The following is a 24,437-nucleotide window of genomic DNA, read 5'->3' on the forward strand; positions in this document are numbered from 1 at the left end:
TTGACCCGGTGGTACCAGTTGGCTCCACTTGGAATGGAACCGGGTTGCTGCACTTATCATAGCGCTTACATTTTGAATTGGTAAATCCTGAACTTTGATTTTCACCCTTCATTTTTGCTAATTCCCTTGATTTGACGGGGTTTTTCGCAGGTTTGATAATCAAATGTGATGGGTAGGATCAAAAGTAAAGCTGCCCCGATCTGATGATCAGACCATTAGGGCAGCGCAAGTTACGATTCATTCGTCCGGCATTTCGCTTTGTAACTGCTCGGCGGCATACCCTCGAATTTTCGAAAGAAGCGGTTGAAGCTTTGGACATTGTAATAGCCGACATCCGAAGCAATCTGTGTGATAGACAGGTCTGTATCCTGGAGCAGTTCCTTGGCCTTCTCAATGCGTAACAGATTCAGATAATCACTTAGACTCTGTCCGGTCATCTCATACACAATTTTACGCATGTAGGAGTAGCTGATACCGATTTCCTTGGCCATGTCCTGGAATACAATCTCTTCTCGATAATGCTCGTGCAGGTATTGAACGATCCGCTGGCCATACTGATTGCTATCGCCTGGTGTCCGGGCCAGATATTGAACAATTTCCCTGCAGAAATCATACACATAATCCTCCAGCTCGTCCAAGGTATCAATGGATGACAAGGCCGCGTAGACATTGCCTCTGCCTGCGAAGATGCGGGCGGTGCTCACATTATTTTCACGCAGATGCTTGATGGTTACACCTACCAACTGGTAATAGACGAATAATATATTGTCATAAGATACGTACTCGGCGGAACGAATCTCGTCCCCGATTAGCTTTAGTTCCTTCGCGATACTCTCAAGATCACCCTGATCCAGGAAATTGAGGATTCGCCTTTCACTGTTAGCCGGATAAATATATTTTTTATCGAGATCATTTTTGGTCTCATAATGGATGCCGCCGCTCCCGTCTATCATACGCTGCTTAATCGCTTCCATCGCTTCGGCTACGCACTCCGGGATCTCCAGTCTGTCATCTGTGGGACTGCTTACGCCTATCGTAACGGAATGGTTGAGCAGCTCTGCCGCCTTGTCCCGGGTTTGAATCAGCGCATTGCGGATGTCCGTGCTTGCTCGTTCACGGTCGGTCCCCTTGAAATTAAGGACAATGGCAAAGCAGCCTTCTCCCTGATACACACATTCTGTGCGTATGCCTTGCGGAAACAGGTTGTCGCAATGGGTGATCAGCAAATAACGATGATACGTACGGGTCTCGGGATTCGTCTCGCCAACATACGAGCGGTATCTGTCGATCGACAGAATGGAGACGATGAAGGATCCCCAAGGAAACACATCCGCAGCCTCGGGCGTCTGAACGCCCCGCAATAACTGGTAGACCGCCAAGCTGCGGGCATCTTGCTCCCGTTTCTGAAGAAGCTGGTTCAATCCCTCCTCTTCTTCACGCATTCGTTTAAAGGCCGCATCCAAAAAATCAAGCTCATTTTTGCTTTGGACGCCCAGATTGCCCCGCATACGCATTGTACGAACGAGCTCTCTTGCCGGCTTGGAGACCCATGTGGCCAGGAAGACGGTCAAGATGGTACCTGCCAGAATAATAGCAGCGGTCAGAATAATAATATTGCGTAATCTTGCTTGGGAGCTGGCCATCAGTTCATCGACGGAATGCACACTCATGCTGGTCCAGCCAAAGTGGTCGGACTTGGCCCAAGTATACAACATCCGCTCACCATCCACCTTATGGAACTCATACCCTTCCTGCGCAGGATTCTGGAGAATCTCTGCCAGGATGGGATCTTCAGTCGTGTTTTGGAGTAGCATTGCTTTATCTTTATGTGAGATGACCGTGCCGTCGGAATCCAGTACCATATAGCCACGCTGGCCTGAACCAGAGGAATCATACGCTTGTTCAATTTCGCGTTCTTTTAAATTGACTACGATGGTGCCCCGCGTCGTGGTGGATAATCGATTCAGTGACAATACATAGGAGAGGACGTGCTCCCCCGAATCAAGCTGACGGGGAACCCAGATGCCGCTAATCCCTCGATGGTCCTCAAGCGCTTCTGTGATCCAGTCCAGGGATTCTGGGCGGGTTAACTCAACGATGCCTTTCTCCGTCGAAATTTCGTAATCGGAGTCGGCAAGGTGAAAGAAGGAAGAAGCCACCCCTTCCCCCATCCGATTCAAGTTCAGCAGCTGATACAGCACAGCTCTCGCATTGTTGATTGTCACAAAATTCGCATTCAGCTCATTGTATGTTTCATAGGGACGTATACGGTCGAAAATATGGGTAGCCGTGAGACGCACGGTATTCTGAGAGAGATTATTGAGCAAGCTCTCATTGAGTTTCAGACTGGCTTCCAAGCCGGCGAGCGAGGAATCGGCAATGGCCTGCTCGGAATGGTGCATCATTTGTTGACCACTGTACCAGGTCAGGATTGCCGTCGGAACAGCCATGACGCAGAACAAGATCACAATGAGCTGCAGCATCATTGACGTACGTTTCATTCAGAACCCCCCAATTAAACAATCTCTTTTTCAGGCTTTTGAAAAAAAGAAGCCTACAGTCACGGATCGATCTTCCGATCGCTGTTGTCCCCAGATTTCTTGATTTTTAACCGCTCTAGCGGTTGAAATCCGGGGACAAAGGCGAACGCTTCGCTTCTCCAGATTCGATTCCGTGCCTCTCCGGCCTTTCTCCAACAGCCTTTTTATTGTGAACGCTTTCAATATGTAGCGAATAAAAAATGACTACAAGGTCAGAAATGAACTTGCACCATTATATTACAAAAACCGATGGGAAATGGTCAATATAAGTTTTACGTCGTTCGATATAATTAAATTCCGTTCAGTCATGAGGTTGTCGTCAAACCACTCCGTAATACTACAAAAGTATAGTGACTTAAGGTATAATAGATATGTTTCGTTGTCATGCGCTAGAGGAACGGCTGCCCTTCCTCTTCTATAATATAGAGAAGTCAGGAGAATCAACATGGAAAACCTTAATTATCGCATTTTGCTGTACTATAAATATGTTCCTATTGAGGACTATGAAACGTATGCCAGTGAGCATTTGGCTTACTGCAAGGAGCTGGGCGTGAAAGGCCGAATTCTAATTGCTGCGGAAGGCATTAACGGAACCCTGTCCGGTACCATTGAACAAACGGATGCTTACATGGCCCACATGCATGCTCAAGACGAATTCAAGGATATGGTATTCAAGATTGATGAGCATGAAGGTCATGCCTTTCAAAAATTGTTCGTTCGTCCCAAGAAAGAGCTTGTTACCCTTCGCTACGAGAAGCCGCTTGATCCCAATGTTCTCAGCGGCAAGCGGTTGTCTCCAAAAGAATTTCACGAGCAGCTCCAAAGAGATGACGTCATTATTGTGGACGGACGCAATGATTATGAATATGACTTGGGTCATTTCCGTAATGCGATCCGACCAACTGTGGAGTCGTTCCGTGAATTTCCGGAATGGATTCGCAAAAACCTCAAGGATGCAAAGGACAAGACCATTCTAACTTATTGTACGGGCGGCATTCGTTGTGAGAAGCTGACTGGCGTGCTGCTAAGCGAAGGTTTCAGCGATGTAGCGCAGCTCGATGGCGGCATCGCTACCTACGGTAAGGATCCTGAGGTGCAGGGCCGGTTGTTTGACGGAAAGATGTATGTCTTCGACGAGCGGATCTCCGTTCGCGTCAATCAGACCGATGAGAATATTACAGTCGGTAAGTGTCACCACTGCGGGACACCAACGGACGAATATATCAACTGTGTGGACGATACCTGCCATCTGCAGCATCTGGTGTGTGAGGAGTGTCTGGATACGCATCAAGGGTACTGCTCCGATGCGTGCCATACCCATGATACGGGTGCTGAGACCGTCCCTGCTTCCAACTGATCCACAACTATATAATGAAGAAAAGCATGTTCCGTCCCGTTCGGGGCAGGAACATGCTTTTCTTTTTTTATTGGAACAATTGCTTCAAGCGTTGAATGAGCTTTTGGCCTGCATTTGCTTCTGTGAGCGTGACATCCCATAGCGCAATATTTGCCTGGGGAGCTAAGCTTTCATTAATGACAGTAATGGTCAACTTTTCTTTTCCATGCAGTGGCGCTCGAAACGATAACCATTGATTGTCCTCCGCGTTTACGGAAAGTTCTACGGTGTAAATAACTTCGCCGTCCGCGCTAAAAATCACTTCACTCGTATTATTTCCCATCTGTTCAAGTACGTCATCAGGTATGGCTGCATAACCATGGATTTCTTTATATTCCCCATCTAGCCACACGGTAAACTCATTGTGCCTTGAATTACCCACACTGTAGAGGTTCATATCCGGTTCTATTGATTCCTCGCCAACCGATAAGCCTAGTGGCGGCTGCTCCCATATCACTTGACCAGACTCCAATTCGATTTGATCCATTGGAATCGTGTCCCCTTGACCGCGATCGAGGTATCGATTGATCCCACTCACGGTAACATAAGTAAGTAAAGTGAGGATGACGGTAGAAATCAACAGCTTAACCCATACACCATATCCCACCTTGTCTCTGACGACCAGGCGCTGTGCCGCATAGCCAACAGTTGCCCCCAAGGAATTGATCACAATATCATTCACATCGAAGGACCCCAGACCTGTAACCATCTGGATTAGCTCTACGAGTGTAATGCCTAGAACGAAGAACAAGAGAAACGTGAGGAAACGGCAACGTACCAGTAGCGGAATGAGTAGTCCAAATGGAATGAATGCCAGAAAGTTCCCGAGGTCAAAAAACCAGATACTAAAATTCCGGTTGGTCGGAAACCGTAGAGGAATCCCTTCAAAGGTCAATAGAAAGCGAAAACCGGAATGAGATAACTCCGGCGTTCTATTAAATCCGACAAACAAAAAGAAAAAGGTTAAGACTGAGTAAAGACTCAGCACAATCCAAGCTATCGAACGAGACTTCCCTTGTAACATCCATGCAAATCCTCTCTGAGCCACTTTACAAATATCCGAAAAAGGCATCCTTCTTCATTCTGCTTTTGGCAACTCCCTGCTGCTGGAGGCCGGAGGCAAGCGAATCGACGAGCGGCTTGGGTCCGGCAATGAGGAAACGGCCCTTCTCTTTATTTTGCTGCACGAAGGCATTTCGCTCAAGTTCAAGTTTATCCAAAGATTCGACAGTGGTCAATTGCACGGAAGCTTGAGCTGCCAGGGTTTCCAATTCTTCCTTAAACGGATAAACCTCGCTGCTGTCCAGATAGAGAAGCTGCGTGGGCTGCGTTGCCTTGATTCGCTCCGCCACCATCTGCTTGAGTATCGCGCGAAACGGCGTGATGCCGATGCCCCCGGCAATCATAAGAGCTGGTTCGGCCTTATCCAGACCAAATGAACCGACCGCTCCGCTCACCCTGACCGTCATCCCTGGCTTTAGACTCAAGAGGGCTTGCTTGAATTCACTCGGTGTTGCGCCTATGCGTGTGGTGATCCGAATCGCGTTCTCCGCTGGAGCTGACGATAGACTGAATGGCTTGGTGCCGGGTTTCACCTTGGCATGCGTTATACTGAACAAAGCATACTGTCCCGCTCGCCAGCTGTAATCAGCAGGCTTCTCAAAACTGAAGGTATACACATCGTCTGCTTCTTTGGTCATGCTTTGCAGCACCACGGCACGCTTCTTCATAATAGACATAAAATCTCCGAAAAACCCCATACCCTGCTCCCCTTTAACTTAAGTATCTTCCCGTAATCGACCCTCTGGCATGCACGATCTCCGCAGGTGTTCCTTCATAGACAACCTGCCCACCGCGGCTCCCGCCATCTGGTCCCATATCGATAATCCAATCCGCCTGGCTAATGACCTCCAGATTGTGCTCGATGACAACGACCGTATTCCCTGCGTCTACCAAACGGTTCATGATGGCGACCAAATGACCGATATCCGACATATGCAAGCCGGTGGTCGGCTCGTCCATCACATAGATACTCCCCTGCTTGTGCAGCTCGCTTGCCAGCTTGATACGTTGACATTCTCCTCCGGACAATGTGCTGAGCGGTTGACCGAGCGTTATATAATGAAGCCCCACATCATGCATGGCCTGCAGCTTGCGGCGCACTTCCTTGAGCTCAAAAAAAGCCAGTGCTTGCTCCACAGTCATCTCCAATACATCGGCTATCGATTTGCCGTTCAGTTCATAAGCAAGAACTTCTTCTTTAAACCGACGGCCTCCGCACACATCGCAGGGCAGCTTGACACTGTCCAGGAATGACAAATCGGTATAGATTACGCCCAGACCCTGACAATTCTCGCACGCTCCCTTGGAGTTGAAGCTGAACAAGCCCGGGCTGACCTTATTGGCAGAAGCGAAGGCTTTGCGAACATCATCCATAATACCGGTATAGGTTCCCGGGTTGGAGCGTGTGGATACGCCTACCGCCGCTTGATCAATCACGATGGCCTCGGGATGCTGCTGCAGGAATACATCATGGATAAGCGTGCTCTTGCCCGAACCAGCCACCCCAGTGACGACAGTTAACACACCTGTCGGAATGCTCGTACTCACATGCTGCAGATTGTGCCTGGTGGCATCCTGGATGGGGAGCTGGCCGGAAGGCTGACGGCAATCCGATTTCAATATCAGCGGACGCCTCATATGATTCCCCGTCAATGTATCGGTTTCCAGCAGTCCTTCGAAGCTTCCTTCGTACATAATCTCACCGCCCCGGCTTCCTGCGTGGGGTCCGACATCCACAATATGATCGGCTACCTTGATGACGTCAGGATCATGCTCGACGACAATAACCGTGTTGCCTTTGTCACGGAGCTTCTGGAGCAGCTCATTCAGCCGGTGAACATCGCGTGGATGCAAACCCACACTTGGCTCATCGAAAATATACGTGACATCGACAAGGCTGCCGCTCAAATGCTTCACCATCTTGACACGCTGGGACTCCCCGCCCGAGAGCGAATCGGTCTCGCGGTCCAGAGTCAAATAGTCCAGACCAATGTCGATCAGATGCTGCAATCGTTCGGTGAGCGACCGGATGATAGGAGCCGCTGCCGGCTCATTGATTTCACGCAGTATCCCGATCAACTGTCCAACCTCCATGCCAGACAATTCCGCGATATTCCGTCCGTGAATCTGACAGCCGAGTGCGGCTTGGCTGAGTCTTGCCCCGCGGCAGCTGGTGCATTGTCCTTCGGTGATATAGGGCAGGACCGCTTTTTGTGTGCGTTCCGACTTCGCTTTCAGGTCCTGTTTAATATACTTGTTGGTGAATTTTTCGATGACCCCTTCGACGGTTATATTCGTAGGCTTGCCTGCAAAGTCCATTTTTACTTTTCTGGCCTTGCCATAGAGTAATTGATTACGTTCTGCTTCGTCGTAATTACTAAGCTTCTTATCGGGATCAAAAGGTCCGGACTGCACAACAATCGACCAGTCCCAGCTCTCAACCGAGTAATCTGGCAGTTTCAGCGCGCCTTCACGAAGGGACAGCGCGGGATCAATCGCCTTGTCCAGATCAACGCCCAGTCTGCGGCCCAATCCGTTACAGTCCGGACACATGCCTTGTGGATCATTAAACGAGAAGAGATGAGGCTCGCCAAGATGAGGCTGCCCCGCCCGGGAGAACAACAGGCGCATGAGTGGGGCGATATCTGTAATGGTGCCCATTGTCGAATGGGAACCGCCACCCAGCCGCTTTTGATCCACGATGACGGCCATACTGAGATTCTCGATCCCGTCTGTGTCGGGCTGCGGGACCTTAGGCAAGAAGCTTCGTACGAACATGCTGAAATTTTCATTCAGCAAGCGCGTTGACTCTGCCGCAATCGTATCGAACACAATGGAAGACTTACCTGAGCCCGATACGCCGGTGAAAATCGTAATTTTGCGTTTGGGTACCCGTAACGATATGTTCTTAAGATTGTTTTCTCTGGCACCTGTGATGACGATATATTCTTGATTTGGTTCGTACATGCCGATCTCCTTTCTGGTGTAGTTAAGCCAACACCTTGTCCAACTCGCTGCACCAGGCCGTCCAGCCATGCTTGGCTCCCGCCAAACCGTACGGATTGGAGAATCCAGTTTGGTCGAGGTGAAGGTTGACTTGACCGTTCCCCAAATCCTGCAGCGTCCAGGTGACCGTGTGCTTTTCCTCGCCAACCGCCCATGTGTAAGACAGCCGATGCGGGGGATCGACGACCAGTACTTCCCCATCGATCAAGCCATCCCAATATTCATTTGGCTGATTGCGGAATTGGAATTGATAACCGACGACCGGCTTGAAATTATTAGGCAGTACCCATTTTTCCAGCTTATTTGAATCCGTTATGGCTGCCCACAGCTTCTCCAACGACGTTTTGTACTGAAAATCCAACTCCAATTTCAATTCACTCATTCTTCTTCTTCCTCCTCCAGTAGTTCACCCAAGCGCATCAGATTCGACCGCCAGAATTTATCATAGAAAGCAACCCAATCCTGAACCTCCCTAAGTGGCGCGGCATTCAACCGGTATCTGGTCTCCCTTCCGACCTTGCGGTCATGGACCAGATCGGCCTGCTTCAGCACCGTGAGATGTTTGGATACGGCCGTTCGTCCCATGTTGAACTTCGGCGTCAGCTCATGCAGCGGCAGCTCTTCAGCTACTGCGAGCAAATGAATCATTTGTCGCCGGGTCGGGTCCGCGATGGCATCGAATACGTCCCGTACAGCTAGACTCTGGCTCACATGACTCTCCTCCGTTCCATTGTTGTCTTGAACACGTGAGTAACAAATAGGACACCATTTAGTGACTAATTGATTATAGGACACCATTCGGTGTCGTGTCAATCCCTCTATTGAAGTACAAAAAAACTGCACCTCACGGTGCAGTTCCAGCTACTCTTCATTAACGGTCAGAAATCTGCTTCATGCTGTCTGTTCCAAAATTCCCCTCATTGAGCTTGCGGATCACTTCCAGCGGCAGCTTGGGCTCACGGTTGAAGGTGAGCAGGCCATTGATCTCCTGCTCCACATCGGTTAGTTGCGTATAACAGTAGCCTTGAATGGCGCGGGATTCGGCAACGGGTTGCATAACGTCGATCAAGCGCCGTAAGTAGTCTTCGCCGTCCACCGCGGCAGAGTACCCCCAGCCGCTCGCTTCACTCTTGCGGTAGGAGATGCCTCCGAATTCCGAGAGGTGAATCGGTTCCCCGCCGTAAGCATAACCTGGCACGTAGATCCATCTATTCTGAGCGATGCTATCAATAGCAGATTCTACGGTGGCATACCGTTCTGCCAGGACCTCACGCCGATGCTCGTAATCATGAATGGTGGCCAGGTCAGAATGCGTATGCTCCCAGCCATCATTGGAGAGCACCAGGCGTGTATCATCCAGCGATTTGGTCAGATAATACATAGCCAACGTATGCTGCTGTTGTTTCTTGTCGATCAGCATATTAGGGACGCCCCAGCTCTCGTTGATCGGCACCCATGCGACAATACAGGGATGGTTATAATCCCGCAAGACGGCCTGCTGCCACTCCTGCGTGATTCGCTGTACGTACGTCTCGGAGTATTGATAGGCATTCGCCATTTCGCCCCATACCAAGAGACCGAGCACATCGCACCAGTACAAATAGCGTGGATCTTCAATCTTCTGATGCTTGCGGGCACCGTTGAAGCCCATGGCCTTAGTCAGCTCGACATCTTGCCGCAGGGCTTCACCGTTGGGTGCGGTTAACAGCCCCCCGGGAAAATAGCCTTGATCCAGAACAAGCTTCATGTAATAAGGCCGGTTGTTCAAGCAGACTTTACCGTCCACTATCGCAATCTTGCGCATCCCAAAATAACTATCCACGTCATCTATAAGCTGCTCACCGTCAAATAGTGCAAAAGAAATATCGTACAGATGTGGATGCTCGGGAGACCACCAGCGGCCCATGCCATGATCGTTAAAGTCATGCAAGCCAATGGTCCGCGTCTCCTCAGGCGCATGCAGGATAAACACATCCTCACTGACTAGTTTGCCTTCAAAGGATATGCGTGCACGGACTCGCAGGCCGGGATGCCAGCCCTGGGTGACAAGCCGGATGCGAATATCGTTGCGATCGATATCCGGTGTCAGATAGACCGCACCAAGATAACTTTCATAGACCTCCTCCAGCCACACGGTCTGCCAAATGCCAGTCGTTCCGGTGTAGAATACTTGCTCGGGCTGCTCCTTCCAGAATTGCTTGCCCCGGGGCAATGTAACGTCCGTGCTATAATCACGTACCTTGACAACGATTTCGTTGTCCCCCTCCCGCGCGGCATAAGTAATGTCGGCTGTGAAGGGGGTATGCCCTCCCTCATGTTCAGCTACCAGAATACCGTTGACCCACACTCTGGCGCTGTAGTCTGCAGCCCCGAAGTGCAATAATTGCCGGTAATGAGCTCGCTTCGATGTCAAATGGAGCGTCCTTCGATACCATACGGTATCGTGTATCGCTTTCTCTCCGATCCCGCTTCGTTCGCTCTGGTAGCAGAACGGCACAAGAATCGTCCGGGACAGCTTCTTGCCGCTAGTCCAGCCCTGCTGTTCACCCAGGTTTTCATCATCATATTGAAATTCCCACTCACCGTTAAGATTCTGCCAGTCCTTACGAACAAATTGAGGTCTGGGATAATCCGGGCTGCATTTCAGTTGCTTCATTATTCAGGCTCCTTGCCGATCCATGGGATCGCTTGATGGTTTAGGGTTCAGGTAAGGGTGTAACCGACAGGTCGCCAATGGTTAATTCTTCCGCATAGACGGATCGGATACCGACACGTCCCTGCATAAAGGCATGCGGGTCGTGATAGGTTAGTACAGGCTCGGGCTCATCTGCCCAATAGGCACGGAGGGTCCCACCCTCCACCTCAACAGCTAAGCGGACCGGTTCATTATGCGGAATGTCCAAGCGCACAGCGTGGAGCAGCGTGGAATCGTAGTTCAGCTTATACAGGTTCAGCTTACCTGAGCTGATGGATACATAATAGCCCAACATGGCATCCCGTACTTGGTGTTCGAAATCCGATTCTTGCGTTACACGCACCAGAATGCCTGTCTCACCGGATGCATCCTCACCAACTTCGACCGTCGACTCGATGCGGTAGTCTGTCCAACCCGGGTCACCGCCAAACCATTTGACATCACGGTCTGCAGCTCCAATATAACGATCTGCTTCTCGGCTCCAGGCACCATGAACATCCGTTGCACTGGAATGTTCCAGCAATTGGTCCGCTTGAGCAGGTTCAGTTGCGGTGTACCGGAACTCGGCTGATACCCATTCCAGAGGGCCGTTCAGCAGCTTAATCTGGATATCGCGAATTCCTTTCTCCAAATGCAGTGCTCCAGCATGTACCTTAACCAGCGGCTCATCTAACAACTCGTCTTGGCGTCCCAGATTGAAAATGCCAGCCGACTCGCCATCGACCAGAATTTCGAACTTTGCGGAAGCCGCTGCATCTCCGATGGTGAAGTCCAAAGCATAGTTGCCGGTGCGAGAGATATTAGCGGCATAGCGTACCCAGTCCCCCTTTGTATGCAGGGTAAGGGAATGGCTACCATCTGAGATCTGACGGATGTTCGTTCCGTCGGATACCCGCATGTCGGAGTCTGACGTTTGCTGGTCCATATGATAGCCTCTGCCTGCCTCCCGCAGATAATGAACAGCTTCGATGATACCGGGTAGCGGCTTAGCTGTCTCAAAATCACTGCTGCCATCCACTGCATTGGCAAATGCGATATAGGAAAAACGGGGCTCTCCCCCTTCGTACCGATAGCCGATCGCGCCTCCATCAATTGTTAAAGGCATAGGGGCCTCCAGCATTTGGCGGCCATCCACATATAGCCGAATCTGAGCTTCCGCCCGTTCCAACCGGATCGCATGTAGCTTGGTCCAGTCGATGTCGGGTGGCAATACAGCCTCTGCTAGCGTCTGGGAACTGCCGTTCTCCACATATTGCACGTCTGCAATTCCAGTCTCCCAATTAAATGTAATCCTGCCAAAATGATTTTCATTCTGGTAACCAAACAACAGCTCTACTTGCGTCCTGTCGTCAGCTTGGCTTAATGGCTGCAAATTGTACTCCGCTGTGAAATGGTCTGCTGTAGCAGCCAAACTGATAGCCTGAGATCCTCGCTCTGTTGGCGTAACGAGCCATTTGTCTTCTGCATGGCCCTCATCCAATCGGTCTGCAAAATCTGGCAGACGCGGCACAGGTTGATCGTAATTGGTGGGTCCCAGCAGGGACATCTTCTGTCCGTTGAAGACCAGCCTGTCTATGTTCATCCGCCTCACCGGGGGGCCTTCAGCCGAACTCCCGACCAGATTGTGGTACACGAGATAATAAGAATCCAGATCGGGCCCCATTACAGTGGAGCTATGACCTAATCCGAAGAATTCCGAATCGACACTAATGGCCAAGAGGTTATTGGCTGGCATGTGGTATGGGCCGAGCGCCGACTCTGTGGAGATCGCATAATGAACCCTGTATCCTTTGCTAAACACGTGATTGCCTGTAAGGGTCATGTAGTAAACGCCGTTCCGTTTGATAATCATGGAGCCTTCCGTCCAATGTCCCAGGAACGTCCCATCAATCGCTCGTCCATAACCGAACGTAACAGGATCATTCATGGGCACGCCAACGATCCCCTCGGTTCCAGCGTGGGTGAAGAACCAGCTGCCGTCATCATCGATAAATACGGACCCGTCAATACTCATACCGAGATTGTCCGTAATGCGCTCGAAGGGACCCGTTGGAGATGTGCTGCGGAACACATAGTGCCCCGCACCTGCAGGAGAGGTATAAAGATAGAAGAACCCATTATGATAGACCACCTCGGGGGCGTATGCCCCCGTCGTTACGGGATCATCTGCTACCAGCCCGGCGTACCGCCAATGGACCAGGTCATCCGATTCCCAGGCTTTGATGCCCACCCTGTGATCCTTGGTACTCACATACAGATAATAACGGCCATCGTATCGCAAGACATATGGATCGCCATTTCCATAATCGTCCCACTCCTCTTCTAGCGAAGGGAAGGGATTGGTATAGACGGTTTCATAGCTGCTCATATCCAATGCCTCCGGTTTCATAGTAGACTCGCACCCAACGATTAACGCTGCTACCAGCAGGAACAGTAGAGTAACTCTTGCTAAGTTAAGAATGTATTTCATGCCATTAACCTTTAATGCCACTAATCGCCATGGATTCAATGAAATAACGCTGACAGAAGAAGAACACAACAATGACTGGCACCATGGCGATGACGGCAGCAGCCATAATCATGGGATAATTCGACTGCCCAATGTATAAGGCTTGCATGGAGGCAATCAATACCTGGATCGTTTGTTTCTCTGGCGTATGAAGATAAATGAGCGGACCGAGAAAGTCATTCCAGATTCCCATAAAACCCAAGGCCGCTTGCGCCGCAAGCGCAGGCTTCATCGTAGGCAGCGCGATACTCCAGAAGATGCGGAAAAAGCCGCAGCCATCGATTTTGGCCGCTTCAATCAGATCATTGGGCAAGGCCCCTTGCAAATACTGACGGATGAAGAAAATGACCACAATATTGCCGAACAGGCCTGGCACAATAAGCGGCAGCAGCGTATCTACCCAGTTCAATGTGGAGAAGCCGATATATTGCGGAATCATGACGACCGAATAAGGAATCATCATGGTCCCCAGCAGCCCCATAAATAGAACACCTTTGAAAGGAAACTCAAACTTGCCAAAAGCATACGCCGACATAGCGGAAACTAACATGCCCACAGTCAGCACTACAGCTACAATAATTAAGCTATTGGCAAATCCGTTCAGAAGCGGTGACTGCCCCCACACATCGCGATAATTATCCAGCGAGATGGGATCAGGGATCCATTTCGGCGGCATGTCGAAAATCATGCGCTGATTTTTCAGTGATGTTGACACGGTCCAGATGAATGGCGCAATCATAAACACAGCACCAGCCAGCAGGATCAGAAAGGACCAGAGGTCCGCGATTTTTTCTCTTTTCACTGGTACACCTCCTAATCCTGATAGACCCACCGCTTGGATAATTTGAATTGCAGCAGGGTGATGATGAAGATCATGACGCCCAGCAGCCAAGCCGCCGCACTGGCGTAGCCCATATTGAAGTACTTGAAGGCATGCTGGAAGATATAAAACACAATCGTTGCACCGCTGTATTCAGGACCCCCGTCGGTTGCCAGCACATAGATCTGGCTAAAAGTCTGGAAGGCGCCAATCACGCCCATGACGAGGATGAAGAAATGAATAGGCGAGAGCAACGGTACAGTAATTTTGCTAAACTTGTGCCATGCGCCTGCACCATCGATTTCTGCTGCCTCGTAATAGGTGGAGGATACCGATTGCAAACCGGCCAAATACAGCACCATATTCGCGCCCAATCCTCCCCATAATCCAATCAGGATTAGCGACGGCTTCACCCAGTTCGGATCGCCCAGCCAATTGGGCCCCTGAATGCCGAATACATCCCACAGGTAGTTGTTGAGCAACCCGTAATCCTGGTTAAGGATCCACTGCCAGAGCAGAGAGATCGCGATAATCGGTGAGATGACGGGCAAGTAATAGATGGTGCGCATGAACGAAATACCCTTGAATTTGCGATTCATCAGAATCGCAAGCAACAGTGACAAGAGCATCCCGATCGGAATGCCGATCATCAGATAGACGGTATTGTACATGGAGATGAAGACTTTGCCGTCATTCAGAATGTCATTATAATTTCCCAACCCCACCCACTGTGGCTCGGTCAGCATATCCCATTTTTGAAAGCTGATATAAATCGAGAAAACAATCGGAGCAAGTCCGAACAGCAAGAATCCCAAAACTGGAGGCGCAACAAACAGATACAGCCAAGCAAGCTCCTTCCTCCGATAACCTGTGAGCTTCGCGTTCATAGTCGTCCACCCTTTGCCTGAATTCGTCCCCGGGCAAGCGGCAGGTACCCCCGCCGCTCCCGGACGCTTGTATTACTTGTTGCCTTTATCGTAGAGCTCCTGCATCTTCGGCTGAATTTCAGCTGTGAAATCCTTGGCAGACATGTTGCCGTTCCATACCTTGCTCGCATCCTGCCAGAAGGTATCGATCCATTGTGTGTCTTTGGATAAAGCAGGCACATCGGGACGTCCGTAATCCTCAATGATATCCAGAAATACTTGACGACTGGCTGGCGCCTTGTCTTGCTCCAGGAACTCTCCTCTGGCCATATCAATCAGATTCGGCACCGCCTGGCCAAGCTGGTAATTCTCTCTCTGCCCGTCTTCATCCAGCGACAGGAAGGCGGCGAGATCGAAGGCCTCTTGTGGATGATCGGACTTGGCGGAGATTGCAAGGCCCATCGACCCAAGCCATGTAGCTGTCTCGCCTGTGTTCGGACTGGCTGGCCAGGCTGCAATATCCCACTCGAATGGCAGCTCCCAGAATGCTGGCTGATCCCACGGGCCCATGGCAAACATCGCCAGCTTGCCATTCAGAAAACGGGTATAAGCATTCAGCGCCTGTTCAGCCTCCTGATTGGGACTTACACCATGCACAAGGGACAAATCGGCAACGTATTGCATCGCTTCGTAGAATTCAGGCTGATCCACCATGACGGTTCCGGTGTCATAATCGATGAACTGGCCGCCATTCCCCCACACTGCGGATTCCAAGCTGTACGCGCCGACTCCGTACTGATCCGGTTTGCCGTCCCCATTCTCATCGATTGTGAGCTGCTGTGCCGCCTCGAGCAGATCATCCCATGTCCATGCTCCTGCCTCGGCTGGCGGCGGTGCTACCCCTGCCTCTTCGAACAGCGTCTTGTTGTAGACGAATGCCCAAGGACCAACATCCTTTGGTAGTCCGTAGAGATCTCCGGCACCTACATTCGAACCATCATACCGGTACCGATTGAGCGCCGTCTCCCAGACATTATCAGGATGGAACAGATCGGTTTGATCCAAGAACGATTGAATGTTGAGGACTGTACCAGCCTCGGCGAATCGATAAAACTCGGAACCGCCCACATAGAATACATCCGGTGCCTTACCCGAGCTCACGAGTGTGGTCAACTTTTGCGAATACTCCCCGGGCGGTACAGAGGTGTACTTGACCGTCACATTCGGATATTCTTCCTCAAACGCTGCAATCAAGGCCTCGAAGATTTTCTTCTCATTCGGATTGCCATGACCCATAAATTCAATCGTTACCGGCTCTTTGTTCCCTTCTGTGGCTGTGTTCTCCTGATTGGACGGGGTGGTTGGTGCATTAGGTGCTTCTGCCGGTCCATTGTTCCCGCTGCAAGCAGATAATACCAACATGCCAGATAAGACCACCGTGCCTACCCAAGGTTGATTACGCTTCACAAGAATCCCCTCTTCTTTCCGATTATATTGAAAGCGCTTTACAATTGAATTTTATTATAAGTTAGTATAATTTAATATCTTATATTTAGTATAAAATCAACGATCCACAGCTTCTATGTAGGAGACAGGCACAATCAATTGACGGTAGTCCAGTTCTCCATTCATCTGTTCGATCAGCAGCTCCATGGTCAATCGGCACATCTCCCCTACATTTTGATGGATGTACGATACCTCTGGCAGATCCGGCAGATCGAAGGTCACCAGCTCCATGTCTTCGGGGATGCTTTTGCCAGCGGCTTGCGCCGCCTTCCAGACATAGCGGCACAGCTCAGTGTTCGCAGTGACAGCTGCTGTTACGTGCGGTCGCTCCTGGAGAAAGGACGCAATAACAAGCTCTGCAGCTCCAGAGGCAATGAGCTCCAGCGGCAGCAGACACCAAAGATTCTTGTCGATGGAAGACTTACGCTCAAGAAATACCTGCTCAAACCCGGATGCCCGCTCATCCGTCACGGTATTCGTAATTTCCGGAGAGACCAGAGCAATCGACGTATGACCTTTGTCCAGCAAGCGTTCCACGGCCTGCCTCATGCCTCCTACATTGTCAGCACCGACGCTGCAGCATTTGATTCCCTTCAAATAGCGGTCGATGAACACAAACGGAAACCGGTCCAGCGACAGACGCAGAATCGAATCGTTATAGGTTTCATTCTCCACCGGAAAAATAATGATGCCATCGACTCCTTGCTTCAGAAACGACGCAATAACGCGAGCTTCCTCCTGCTGCGACTCGCGAGTAATGCGGAGCAGCACCTCATATCCAGCTGCGGTTGCATGCTTCTCTATGGCATCCAGAATCAGCTGGTCTACCTTCGTTTTCATGGTGGGCAGCACCAGACCAATCCGTCCGCTGCGATACGTAAGCGTTCCCAAACCTGTGCGCATGGGGAGCTCTGACTTACTATCCGACCGGTTCATGACAAAGGTACCCTTGCCCTGGATGCGGACAAGCAGTCCCTCTTCCATCAAACCCAGCAATGCGTTCTTACTCGTAATTTGGCTCACACGGTATTGCTCTGCCAATTCTTTTTCCGAGGGAACCCGATCCCCCTCCCGCAACCGTCCGATCGTAATCAGACGGCGGATGTCGTGTTGGATTTGCTTATACAGCGGCAAAGATTTCACGTTACATCACAACCTTAGAATGTATAGTATATTTAGTATATATTATTATACTTAATTTTGAGCTTGTAAAGAGCCACACAACAAAAAACGTCTACCGTGGGGGTAGACGCTCAATACGTTGGCTATTTTGTTATTGTGGTGGAGAGAGAATGGAGTCCTCTGTGTGCAAATGAACTGGGACGATGACGCGTCTCGGCTCATACCTCTCTTGCAGCTGTTCGCCAAGCAGCTCAATCGCAAGACGCCCGATCTCATCCTCCTGTTGGCGCACATAGGGCACGCCTGGAAGATCGGGATCATCAAATGCCGCCAGGACCGGACGTGGAAAGCGCTGATTGGTCAGATCCTCTCTATGCAAGCGATCCAAGGCTTGTCTGGCGTAGCGCGCTAGTTCTGCATTGGCAGCAAAAACTGCGGTCGCCTCCTTATGCTGCTGAAGAAAATGGACAATTTCCTCCAAGGCCCTGCCCTCGGCAATCGTCGGCAGCGGCAGCAGGCACCAGAGTGCCTTGTCAATCGGCAGACCATGTTTCATATACGCGGATTCGTAACCTTTTGACCGTTCTTCCGTGACCGTATTGGCTATTTCAGTCGATAAATAAATAATGCTGCGGTGACCTTCAGTCAGCATCGCCGAAATCATGGATTCTGTACCGCCGCTATTATCCGAGCTCACACTGTACGTCCGGATTTCCTTCAAATAGCGATCCACGAGCACCAGTGGCACCCGGTCCAGGGAGAGACGAAGAATCGCGTCGTTGTAATTCTCTTGCTCGACCGGAAACACGATAAACCCCTGCACGCCCCGCTCTCGGAAGCGCTCGACGGCCCGCGCCTCTTCCTGCTGCGATTCTCTGGTGATTCGAATTAGCAGCTCATAGGATGCGGCGGAGGCATACTTCTCCAGCGCATCCAACAGCCGTTGATCGACCTTTGTCTTCATCGTTGGCAGGATGAGTGCTACGGAGATCATGTCATCACCCTCATCTGGCTCCGTTATCAGGTCTCTGGATTGTTTGACAAAGGTACCCTTCCCCCGAAAGCGTACGAGCAGCCCCTCTTCCACCAGGCCGTTCAGTGCGTTTTTCGAGGTAATCTGACTGACATTGTATTGCGCCGCCAATGCTTTCTCAGATGGTACCATATCCCCCGCCCGCAGTAAGCCCGAGGCGATCTGCTGCCGGATGTCATCTTGGATTTGCTTATATAAAGGATGCATAGCATAACTCCTCGTTGTCTTCTCATTTCATTCATCACAAAAAATATCCGCTATTTAGTATATCTTATTTTCATTACTTTGGGATACAATCCTCAATAGTAAGCGCTTACTAAATGATCCTTAGGAGGTAATCAATTGTGATGAAGAAGGCGTTCCGCATTCCTCTGGCCGCGCTGCTAGCAATGGTATGTATGATCTGGCTGGTGCCTTCCCCGCAGGCTTTTGCATCGTCATATGGCTTGGCCTGGTCAAGCGATCCAGTCACCGTGTACGCCCCGCCGTCCGGGGGTGTATGGTACCCACGTCTGGCCAAGCGCAGCAATACAGAGTGGCTTCTGTCCTTCGATACGAATGCTGGCGGCGGCAATACCCGCATTGTTGTCACTCGGACAACAAACGGTGGACAGAATTGGAGCTCACCGGTGACAGCCGTCAGCCACTCCGGCGGGAATGTCGGCAACGGACAAATGCTGGTCTTGCCAAGCGGCGAGATCTGGCTGGCTTACCGACTTGTCATCCAATCCGGTTCTGTCTACACGACATCGCTTCATGTGCGTCGAAGCACAGACGGCGGACTGACGTGGAGCGACCTGCCCGGCGGCACCATCGCCTCCGCAACCGCGAACTCGTTCAAAGGCGTCTGGGAGCCGCACCTGGAATACATTAACGGCACCATTCATGTGTTGTACGCAGATGACAGTCCAGCAGCAGTCGGTACGACCGGCTTGCAAAATCTGTACATGAAGCCTTGGACCGGCAGTGGCTGGGGCTCGCGGATCACGCTCAGCGATGGCGTTGCCGCCGGTTCCAGAGATGGGATGCCAGTTGTGACTCGCATGAATGATGGACGCTACATGATGGTATTTGAATCCTCCGATGTACCTGGCCATCCGTTTGTCATCAAATTCAAGATTTCGGCTGATGGACTTAACTGGTCCGTCCCCCGGCAAACGCTGTATGTACCGAATGGAACAGGCAAAAAAGCTGGCGCTCCGTTCGTTGCAAAGCTGGCTGACGGCCGCTTGATTGCTGCTTTTCAGACCGATGAGAGCAGCGCAAATACCGGAGACCCCTTCACCTCCATGCATACGATGATTAGCGCCAATAATGGGGCAACCTGGGAGCACAAGACCAACGTCTTCCCAGTCTCGGACACTAGATCCTCGAACTGGAACGCTCTGATGACGGTCGATTCAACACGCATCGTCGCCGTGACAAGCGCTGATCATCCCGCAAGCGGCATCTATTTGAAATTCGGCCACACACTGACGCCCGCCAATGTGAACTTGGTCAATAACCCCAGCTTCGAGACGGCTAATGTCACCGGCTGGACGACTTATGGCAATGATTATCCGCAACGGATCTTGATTCATGGCGCCAATGACGGAGTTGGCGTACCTGCAGCGCATGGCTCATATTTTGTTGGACTGGCCGGAACGAGCGGTCCAGCCAGCGCATATCTCGGCCAGACGATTACGGGGCTCGATGACGGTGACTACACGATGACAGCAAGGATGCGGAGCAGTGGCGGCCAGAGCAGCTGTGTGATGGAGGTAAAAGACTATGGCGGAGCTGTTCGCCAAGCTAACTGTCCGGTCACCACGTCCTGGACAACAGTTACGATCCCGACAATTCAAGTCACAAACGGCAGGGCGACCATTGGCTTTTATGTGGCGAATACATCCGCTAGCCAGTGGGCGGATGTGGACCAAGTGACCTTTACCCGCAACGCCTTGACTCTGGCTCCCGGCAAAACCTATCGGCTCATGAACCCGGCTAGTGAGAAAATGCTGGAGGTGGACGCCTGGGGAACCGCAAACGGAGCGAATGTGGTCATCTGGGATGATCATGGCGGCGCGAATCAACAGTGGACGCTCGTCTCTGCAGGGAGCGGATACTTCAGGCTCATTAACGTACACAGCGGCAAAGCCCTGGAAGTCGACGGCTGGAGCACAGCCAACGGCGGCAATGTAACCATCTGGGACAATCTTGGTGGAGACAACCAGCTATGGATGCCTGTCAGTGTTGGCGGCGGCAGCTATAAACTGATCAACAAGCATAGTGGTAAGGCGCTCGATGTCGCGGCAAGCGGCACCGCTAACGGGACCAATGTGCAGCAATGGACGGATCTGGGCAATAGTGCACAGCAATGGAAGCTGATTCAGCTCAATTCCTAAATGGTCAAGAAAGAAGCTGCTCCCCCTTCACATCATTGAAGGCAGGAACAGCTTCTTTTATTTTCGCCAGAACGTGGTACAGTCTGCCTTGTCTTCAATATTAAATGCGATCATCTGCTTCAGTAGTTCAAAATCAAATGGCTTGTCCCAACGAAACCGAACCAATTGGTTGGTGTGGCTGTGTCCCGCTTCTTTGATGACTTCAGTGAAATGCTGAATACCCGCAGCCTCAGGTGCAACCGCCATATGCTGCTTGGCCACACTGAATCCTATGATGTAGGTGTCATGATCTGTGAACATGGGCTGGTTCCAGGCAACTTTTGGCTGCAACTGGGGAAACGTCTCCTGCACCCAAGTCAGCACTTCCGTGACACGTTCGCGATGGTCTGGATTATCGATGGATGCCAGATAGGATGAAAACTCGTCCATGATCGACCTCCTTACAGCTTTAGATTCATCTTTTACTATAATGGGGAGGAGTGATGAAAACAACAGCTTTTTTAGTTAACATAATTATGTTTATGTTAAGCTAAACCACTTAGATCTGTTAAAAGATAAAGCCTACAGTCATGGATCGATCTTCCGATCGCTGTTGTCCCCAGATTTCTTGAATTGTTACCCGCTCTAGCGGTTGAAATCCGGGGACAGCGTATGCTTTCGAAGTCGCTTTCTTACAGAAAGCGTTGACCAGATTCGATTCCGTGCCTCTTCGGCACATTTTCAACAAACTAATGATAAACATTTAAATAATTGTTAATGGCACATATATTTAATGTGATTAAACGTTTTAACAAAGATACATATTAACACTTTGGCAAAAAAAGATCTTCATCACCATGCAAAAGTGAAGAAGATCTTTTTACTCACTTTATTTAAAGGTAATGACAATCTTACCAACAGCATGGTGAGTTTCACTCAACGCATGTGCATCATAAATCCCTTGTCTGCTAAACGGAAAAGTGGCCCCTACAATGGACTTAAGCTTTTTCTCTTCCATCAGCTCCGCCATTCTCTGCAATTGCTCACCATCAGGCTGCAGCCAAATCCCCTTGGCAGATACGTTGTATGCCTTAGCAGTATCCTGATTGGGTTGACCAACAATGGAAATCAATCTACCGGTGTTTGGTTTTAGTACCTTATAGCTATTCTCAGCTACCTCTCCACCCATCGTGTCGAACACTAAATCAACATCTTTTATGACTTCTGCAAAGTTTTCTTTTTTGTAATCAATGACCTGATCAGCACCTAAGGAATAGAGAAGCTCATGGTTTTTTTCACTTGCTGTTGTAATCACATGAGCGCCAGCATGCTTAGCTAATTGAATGGAGTAAATACCTACCCCACCTGCGCCAGCGTGAATAAGTACCTTTTCACCCTCTTTTAGATTACCATGCGTGAACAAGGCCTGCCATGCCGTTAAACCAGCTAAAGGAACAGCAGCCGCCTCCTCAGATGTAATGGAATCGGGTACTTTTGCCAGTAAGTGCTCATCAATGGCCGTATATTCAGCATACGTTCCGAGACGAGTTGTGTCAGGACGGCTAAAAACTCTGTCCCCCACCTTCCACTTCGTCACGTGTGAACCAATCTCTGAGATGACTCCTGCCGCATCCCACCCCAAGATAATGGGAAATTCCCAATCGAACATTTGTTTCAAGTAACCTTCTCTTAATTTCCAATCGATTGGGTTGATGGATGTCGCTTCAAGTTTTACGACCACTTGATTGGCTTCTGCATTTGGTTTATTTACTTCCTGCTCAACTAATTCTTCTTTACTTCCATATTGATTGATCACAACTGCTTTCATGACTTTAACCTCCTTTATAAACTGATTTTATGCACAGAATCAGTATGCTCTTGAATATTGCTTCGGTATGGAGGTTTCTTTTTTAAGCTCGACTGCAGCCTCCAGCGCCCAGTGCGGATTGCGCAGCAAACCTCTACCGATGGCTACCAGATCTGCATCGTTATTGCCGACAACACTATCGGCCAGCGCAGGATCCTCCAGGCGGCCTACTGCCATAACCGGAATGTCCAAGGCTTGCTTGATCGCACGGGCCAAGGGAACTTGGTAACCGCCATGCGCGCCTGGACGTTTGGCCGCTGGGATCGCACCTTCGCCCCCGGAGGATACATCAAACAGGTCTACGCCCGCTTGCTGATAAGCCTTGGCCGCTTCGATACAAGTATCGAGGTCATAGCCTCCCTCCTTGTATTCAATCGCCGAGAGACGCATCATCAACGGCATGTTCTCTGGCAGCTCCGATTTGACTGCATGGATGACGTCCGTACCGAACCGGGTCAGCTCCAGTCCGTACACATCCTCCCGTTGATTGGTGAGCGGCGACTGGAATTGATGGAGGAGGTACCCGTGAGCGCCATGCAGCTCAATCGCATCAAAGCCGGCAGCAACCGCGCGTTTGGCAGCAGCTCTGAACTTTTCAACCATGCCTTGGACCTCTTCAGTTGTCAGTGCACGGGGCTGCTTATACTTCTCGTCAAAGGCAATCGCAGATGGTGCGACCGGCACTTCTGCATCTTCTGCTTTTCGTCCCGCATGCGCAATTTGGATGGCAACTTTGGCCCCGTGACTGTGACAAGCATCGACAATCCGTTTTAGTGCTGGAATGTGCTCATCCGACCACAACCCCAAATCGTAATCTGAAATTCGGCCATCGGGTTCGACATCCGTCATTTCGATAATAATCAGGCCAGCACCTCCGATGGCGCGGCTGACATAATGCGTATAATGCCAGTCTGTGGCTATACCATCCTTGGCTTCTACGGAGTATTGGCACATGGGCGACATGACAATGCGGTTTTTCAAGGTTAAGCCCTTAAGGGAGAAGGGAGTGAATAAGTCGTTCATGGTTTACAAGCTCCTCTCATCGTCCAAAATCTAGTATGCGATGCTCTATTATGTGCATGTGAGCACAAAAAAATAAAAACATGCGCATGCATATAAAAGTACAGGTAGACTTAAGATTTGTCAAGCTTGACTCCGGAAACGCGAGCGGCAAAGCGGCCTGCGTTCCCTTATCCACGTGAGCGGTTATTCCTTAAGCAGCAGTGTGGTCAAACGTTGCATTTCAGCACGCACTTCCGATCGTTCCAGCTCCGCACGGAGTGCCGCCTGGAATGTCTCTAGCGCACGTTCGTATTTCGCCTCTCCACTTGCCGTAATGCGCGTGTAGATGCCTCTGCGGTCGTCCTGGCAAATGTCACGTTCCAGAGATCCGCAATTTTTGGCCTCCATTCGTAAGACGAGACGGGAGGTGGCACTTTGACTTAACCCCACTTTGTCCTGCAGCTGCTGCAGTCTCAGTTTTTTGCTCTCGGTTTGCATAATAAAATGAAGCACGTAAAATTCTTTTAAAGATAAATCATGCGCCTCCAGCAGCGCCACTTCGATTCTTTGGTTTGTCTCGGCATGAATTTGCGAGAGACCCAGCCAGCCCAACAAGTGCTCTTGTTCGTATGGCATGATGACATCACCCC

General features: G+C 50.5%; 19 protein-coding genes. 2 read left to right on the forward strand and 17 right to left on the reverse strand.

Annotated elements, in window-relative coordinates:
- Nucleotides 1-230: 230 nt before the first annotated feature.
- Nucleotides 231-2,501: an AraC family transcriptional regulator gene (locus F556_RS0100280; protein ID WP_020614867.1), complete on the reverse strand. Its 2,271-nt coding sequence runs from the start codon at nucleotides 2,499-2,501 to the stop codon at nucleotides 231-233.
- A 484-nt stretch (nucleotides 2,502-2,985) separates the two neighbouring features.
- Here F556_RS0100280 and trhO point away from each other — a divergent pair, with 484 nt between their 5' ends.
- Nucleotides 2,986-3,897 carry an oxygen-dependent tRNA uridine(34) hydroxylase TrhO gene (trhO, locus tag F556_RS0100285; protein WP_020614868.1) on the forward strand — a complete coding sequence of 304 codons (912 nt, stop codon included), beginning with the start codon at nucleotides 2,986-2,988 and terminating at the stop codon, nucleotides 3,895-3,897.
- A 67-nt stretch (nucleotides 3,898-3,964) separates the two neighbouring features.
- On the opposite strand, the gene F556_RS35970 is transcribed toward trhO, so the two are convergent.
- The 12 genes from F556_RS35970 to F556_RS0100345 all read right to left on the reverse strand — a co-directional run bounded on the left by F556_RS35970 (nucleotide 3,965) and on the right by F556_RS0100345 (nucleotide 18,762).
- Nucleotides 3,965-4,960, reverse strand: coding sequence for a VanZ family protein (locus F556_RS35970; protein ID WP_020614869.1), 996 nt, complete (start codon nucleotides 4,958-4,960; stop codon nucleotides 3,965-3,967).
- 25 nt (nucleotides 4,961-4,985) lie between these two features.
- The gene (locus F556_RS0100295) at nucleotides 4,986-5,675 is read right to left on the reverse strand and encodes a ferredoxin--NADP reductase (RefSeq protein WP_245582996.1); all 690 of its coding nucleotides are present in this window, start codon (nucleotides 5,673-5,675) and stop codon (nucleotides 4,986-4,988) included.
- Between the two features lie 34 nt (nucleotides 5,676-5,709).
- Nucleotides 5,710-7,965: an ATP-binding cassette domain-containing protein gene (locus F556_RS0100300; protein ID WP_020614871.1), complete on the reverse strand. Its 2,256-nt coding sequence runs from the start codon at nucleotides 7,963-7,965 to the stop codon at nucleotides 5,710-5,712.
- A 22-nt stretch (nucleotides 7,966-7,987) separates the two neighbouring features.
- Nucleotides 7,988-8,386, reverse strand: a complete 399-nt coding sequence (locus F556_RS0100305) for an SRPBCC family protein (RefSeq protein WP_020614872.1) — start codon at nucleotides 8,384-8,386, stop codon at nucleotides 7,988-7,990.
- Nucleotides 8,383-8,652 carry an ArsR/SmtB family transcription factor gene (locus F556_RS0100310; protein WP_425413999.1) on the reverse strand — a complete coding sequence of 90 codons (270 nt, stop codon included), beginning with the start codon at nucleotides 8,650-8,652 and terminating at the stop codon, nucleotides 8,383-8,385. The genes F556_RS0100305 and F556_RS0100310 overlap by 4 nt, the downstream gene beginning before the upstream one ends.
- 223 nt (nucleotides 8,653-8,875) lie before the next feature.
- A complete protein-coding gene (locus F556_RS0100315; protein ID WP_020614874.1) occupies nucleotides 8,876-10,660 on the reverse strand; it encodes a glycoside hydrolase family 2 protein in 1,785 nt (594 codons plus the stop codon).
- A gap of 40 nt (nucleotides 10,661-10,700) precedes the next feature.
- On the reverse strand, nucleotides 10,701-13,067 hold the full coding sequence (locus F556_RS0100320) for a family 43 glycosylhydrolase (RefSeq protein ID WP_020614875.1): 2,367 nt from the start codon (nucleotides 13,065-13,067) through the stop codon (nucleotides 10,701-10,703).
- A gap of 106 nt (nucleotides 13,068-13,173) precedes the next feature.
- Nucleotides 13,174-14,010, reverse strand: a complete 837-nt coding sequence (locus tag F556_RS0100325; RefSeq protein ID WP_020614876.1) for a carbohydrate ABC transporter permease — start codon at nucleotides 14,008-14,010, stop codon at nucleotides 13,174-13,176.
- 11 nt (nucleotides 14,011-14,021) lie between these two features.
- Nucleotides 14,022-14,915, reverse strand: a complete 894-nt coding sequence (locus F556_RS0100330; RefSeq protein WP_020614877.1) for a carbohydrate ABC transporter permease — start codon at nucleotides 14,913-14,915, stop codon at nucleotides 14,022-14,024.
- Between the two features lie 72 nt (nucleotides 14,916-14,987).
- A complete protein-coding gene (locus F556_RS0100335; protein WP_020614878.1) occupies nucleotides 14,988-16,361 on the reverse strand; it encodes an ABC transporter substrate-binding protein in 1,374 nt (457 codons plus the stop codon).
- A gap of 96 nt (nucleotides 16,362-16,457) precedes the next feature.
- A complete protein-coding gene (locus F556_RS0100340; RefSeq protein ID WP_020614879.1) occupies nucleotides 16,458-17,543 on the reverse strand; it encodes a substrate-binding domain-containing protein in 1,086 nt (361 codons plus the stop codon).
- Nucleotides 17,544-17,673: 130 nt separating this feature from the next.
- A complete protein-coding gene (locus F556_RS0100345) occupies nucleotides 17,674-18,762 on the reverse strand; it encodes a GntR family transcriptional regulator (RefSeq protein ID WP_020614880.1) in 1,089 nt (362 codons plus the stop codon).
- Between the two features lie 140 nt (nucleotides 18,763-18,902).
- Between F556_RS0100345 and F556_RS0100350 the strand changes: the two genes are divergently transcribed.
- Nucleotides 18,903-20,939 carry an RICIN domain-containing protein gene (locus F556_RS0100350; protein ID WP_020614881.1) on the forward strand — a complete coding sequence of 679 codons (2,037 nt, stop codon included), beginning with the start codon at nucleotides 18,903-18,905 and terminating at the stop codon, nucleotides 20,937-20,939.
- A 57-nt stretch (nucleotides 20,940-20,996) separates the two neighbouring features.
- On the opposite strand, the gene F556_RS0100355 is transcribed toward F556_RS0100350, so the two are convergent.
- From F556_RS0100355 to F556_RS0100370, 4 genes are all read right to left on the reverse strand, one after another.
- Complete coding sequence (locus tag F556_RS0100355; RefSeq protein ID WP_020614882.1) at nucleotides 20,997-21,368, reverse strand: iron chaperone; 372 nt, start codon at nucleotides 21,366-21,368, stop codon at nucleotides 20,997-20,999.
- A 439-nt stretch (nucleotides 21,369-21,807) separates the two neighbouring features.
- A complete protein-coding gene (locus F556_RS0100360) occupies nucleotides 21,808-22,746 on the reverse strand; it encodes an NADP-dependent oxidoreductase (RefSeq protein WP_020614883.1) in 939 nt (312 codons plus the stop codon).
- 39 nt (nucleotides 22,747-22,785) lie between these two features.
- On the reverse strand, nucleotides 22,786-23,808 hold the full coding sequence (locus tag F556_RS0100365) for an NADH:flavin oxidoreductase/NADH oxidase (RefSeq protein ID WP_020614884.1): 1,023 nt from the start codon (nucleotides 23,806-23,808) through the stop codon (nucleotides 22,786-22,788).
- Between the two features lie 183 nt (nucleotides 23,809-23,991).
- Complete coding sequence (locus F556_RS0100370) at nucleotides 23,992-24,423, reverse strand: MarR family winged helix-turn-helix transcriptional regulator (protein ID WP_026297014.1); 432 nt, start codon at nucleotides 24,421-24,423, stop codon at nucleotides 23,992-23,994.
- Nucleotides 24,424-24,437: the final 14 nt, after the last annotated feature.

Origin of the sequence: Paenibacillus daejeonensis DSM 15491, assembly GCF_000378385.1 — a bacterium.
In the GTDB taxonomy this organism is placed as follows: Bacteria; Bacillota; Bacilli; order Paenibacillales; family Paenibacillaceae; genus Paenibacillus_D; species Paenibacillus_D daejeonensis.

Coding starts and splice junctions, on each gene's coding strand:
- F556_RS0100370 (WP_026297014.1), bottom strand. CDS start 24,423: ATGCCATACGAACAAGAGCACTTGTTGGGCTGGCTGGGTCTCTCGCAA.
- F556_RS0100350 (WP_020614881.1), top strand. CDS start 18,903: ATGAAGAAGGCGTTCCGCATTCCTCTGGCCGCGCTGCTAGCAATGGTA.
- F556_RS0100315 (WP_020614874.1), bottom strand. CDS start 10,660: ATGAAGCAACTGAAATGCAGCCCGGATTATCCCAGACCTCAATTTGTT.
- F556_RS0100310 (WP_425413999.1), bottom strand. CDS start 8,652: ATGATTCATTTGCTCGCAGTAGCTGAAGAGCTGCCGCTGCATGAGCTG.
- F556_RS0100355 (WP_020614882.1), bottom strand. CDS start 21,368: ATGGACGAGTTTTCATCCTATCTGGCATCCATCGATAATCCAGACCAT.
- trhO (WP_020614868.1), top strand. CDS start 2,986: ATGGAAAACCTTAATTATCGCATTTTGCTGTACTATAAATATGTTCCT.
- F556_RS0100320 (WP_020614875.1), bottom strand. CDS start 13,067: ATGAGCAGCTATGAAACCGTCTATACCAATCCCTTCCCTTCGCTAGAA.
- F556_RS0100280 (WP_020614867.1), bottom strand. CDS start 2,501: ATGAAACGTACGTCAATGATGCTGCAGCTCATTGTGATCTTGTTCTGC.
- F556_RS35970 (WP_020614869.1), bottom strand. CDS start 4,960: ATGTTACAAGGGAAGTCTCGTTCGATAGCTTGGATTGTGCTGAGTCTT.
- F556_RS0100295 (WP_245582996.1), bottom strand. CDS start 5,675: ATGTCTATTATGAAGAAGCGTGCCGTGGTGCTGCAAAGCATGACCAAA.
- F556_RS0100360 (WP_020614883.1), bottom strand. CDS start 22,746: ATGAAAGCAGTTGTGATCAATCAATATGGAAGTAAAGAAGAATTAGTT.
- F556_RS0100345 (WP_020614880.1), bottom strand. CDS start 18,762: ATGCATCCTTTATATAAGCAAATCCAAGATGACATCCGGCAGCAGATC.
- F556_RS0100330 (WP_020614877.1), bottom strand. CDS start 14,915: ATGAACGCGAAGCTCACAGGTTATCGGAGGAAGGAGCTTGCTTGGCTG.
- F556_RS0100300 (WP_020614871.1), bottom strand. CDS start 7,965: ATGTACGAACCAAATCAAGAATATATCGTCATCACAGGTGCCAGAGAA.
- F556_RS0100365 (WP_020614884.1), bottom strand. CDS start 23,808: ATGAACGACTTATTCACTCCCTTCTCCCTTAAGGGCTTAACCTTGAAA.
- F556_RS0100305 (WP_020614872.1), bottom strand. CDS start 8,386: ATGAGTGAATTGAAATTGGAGTTGGATTTTCAGTACAAAACGTCGTTG.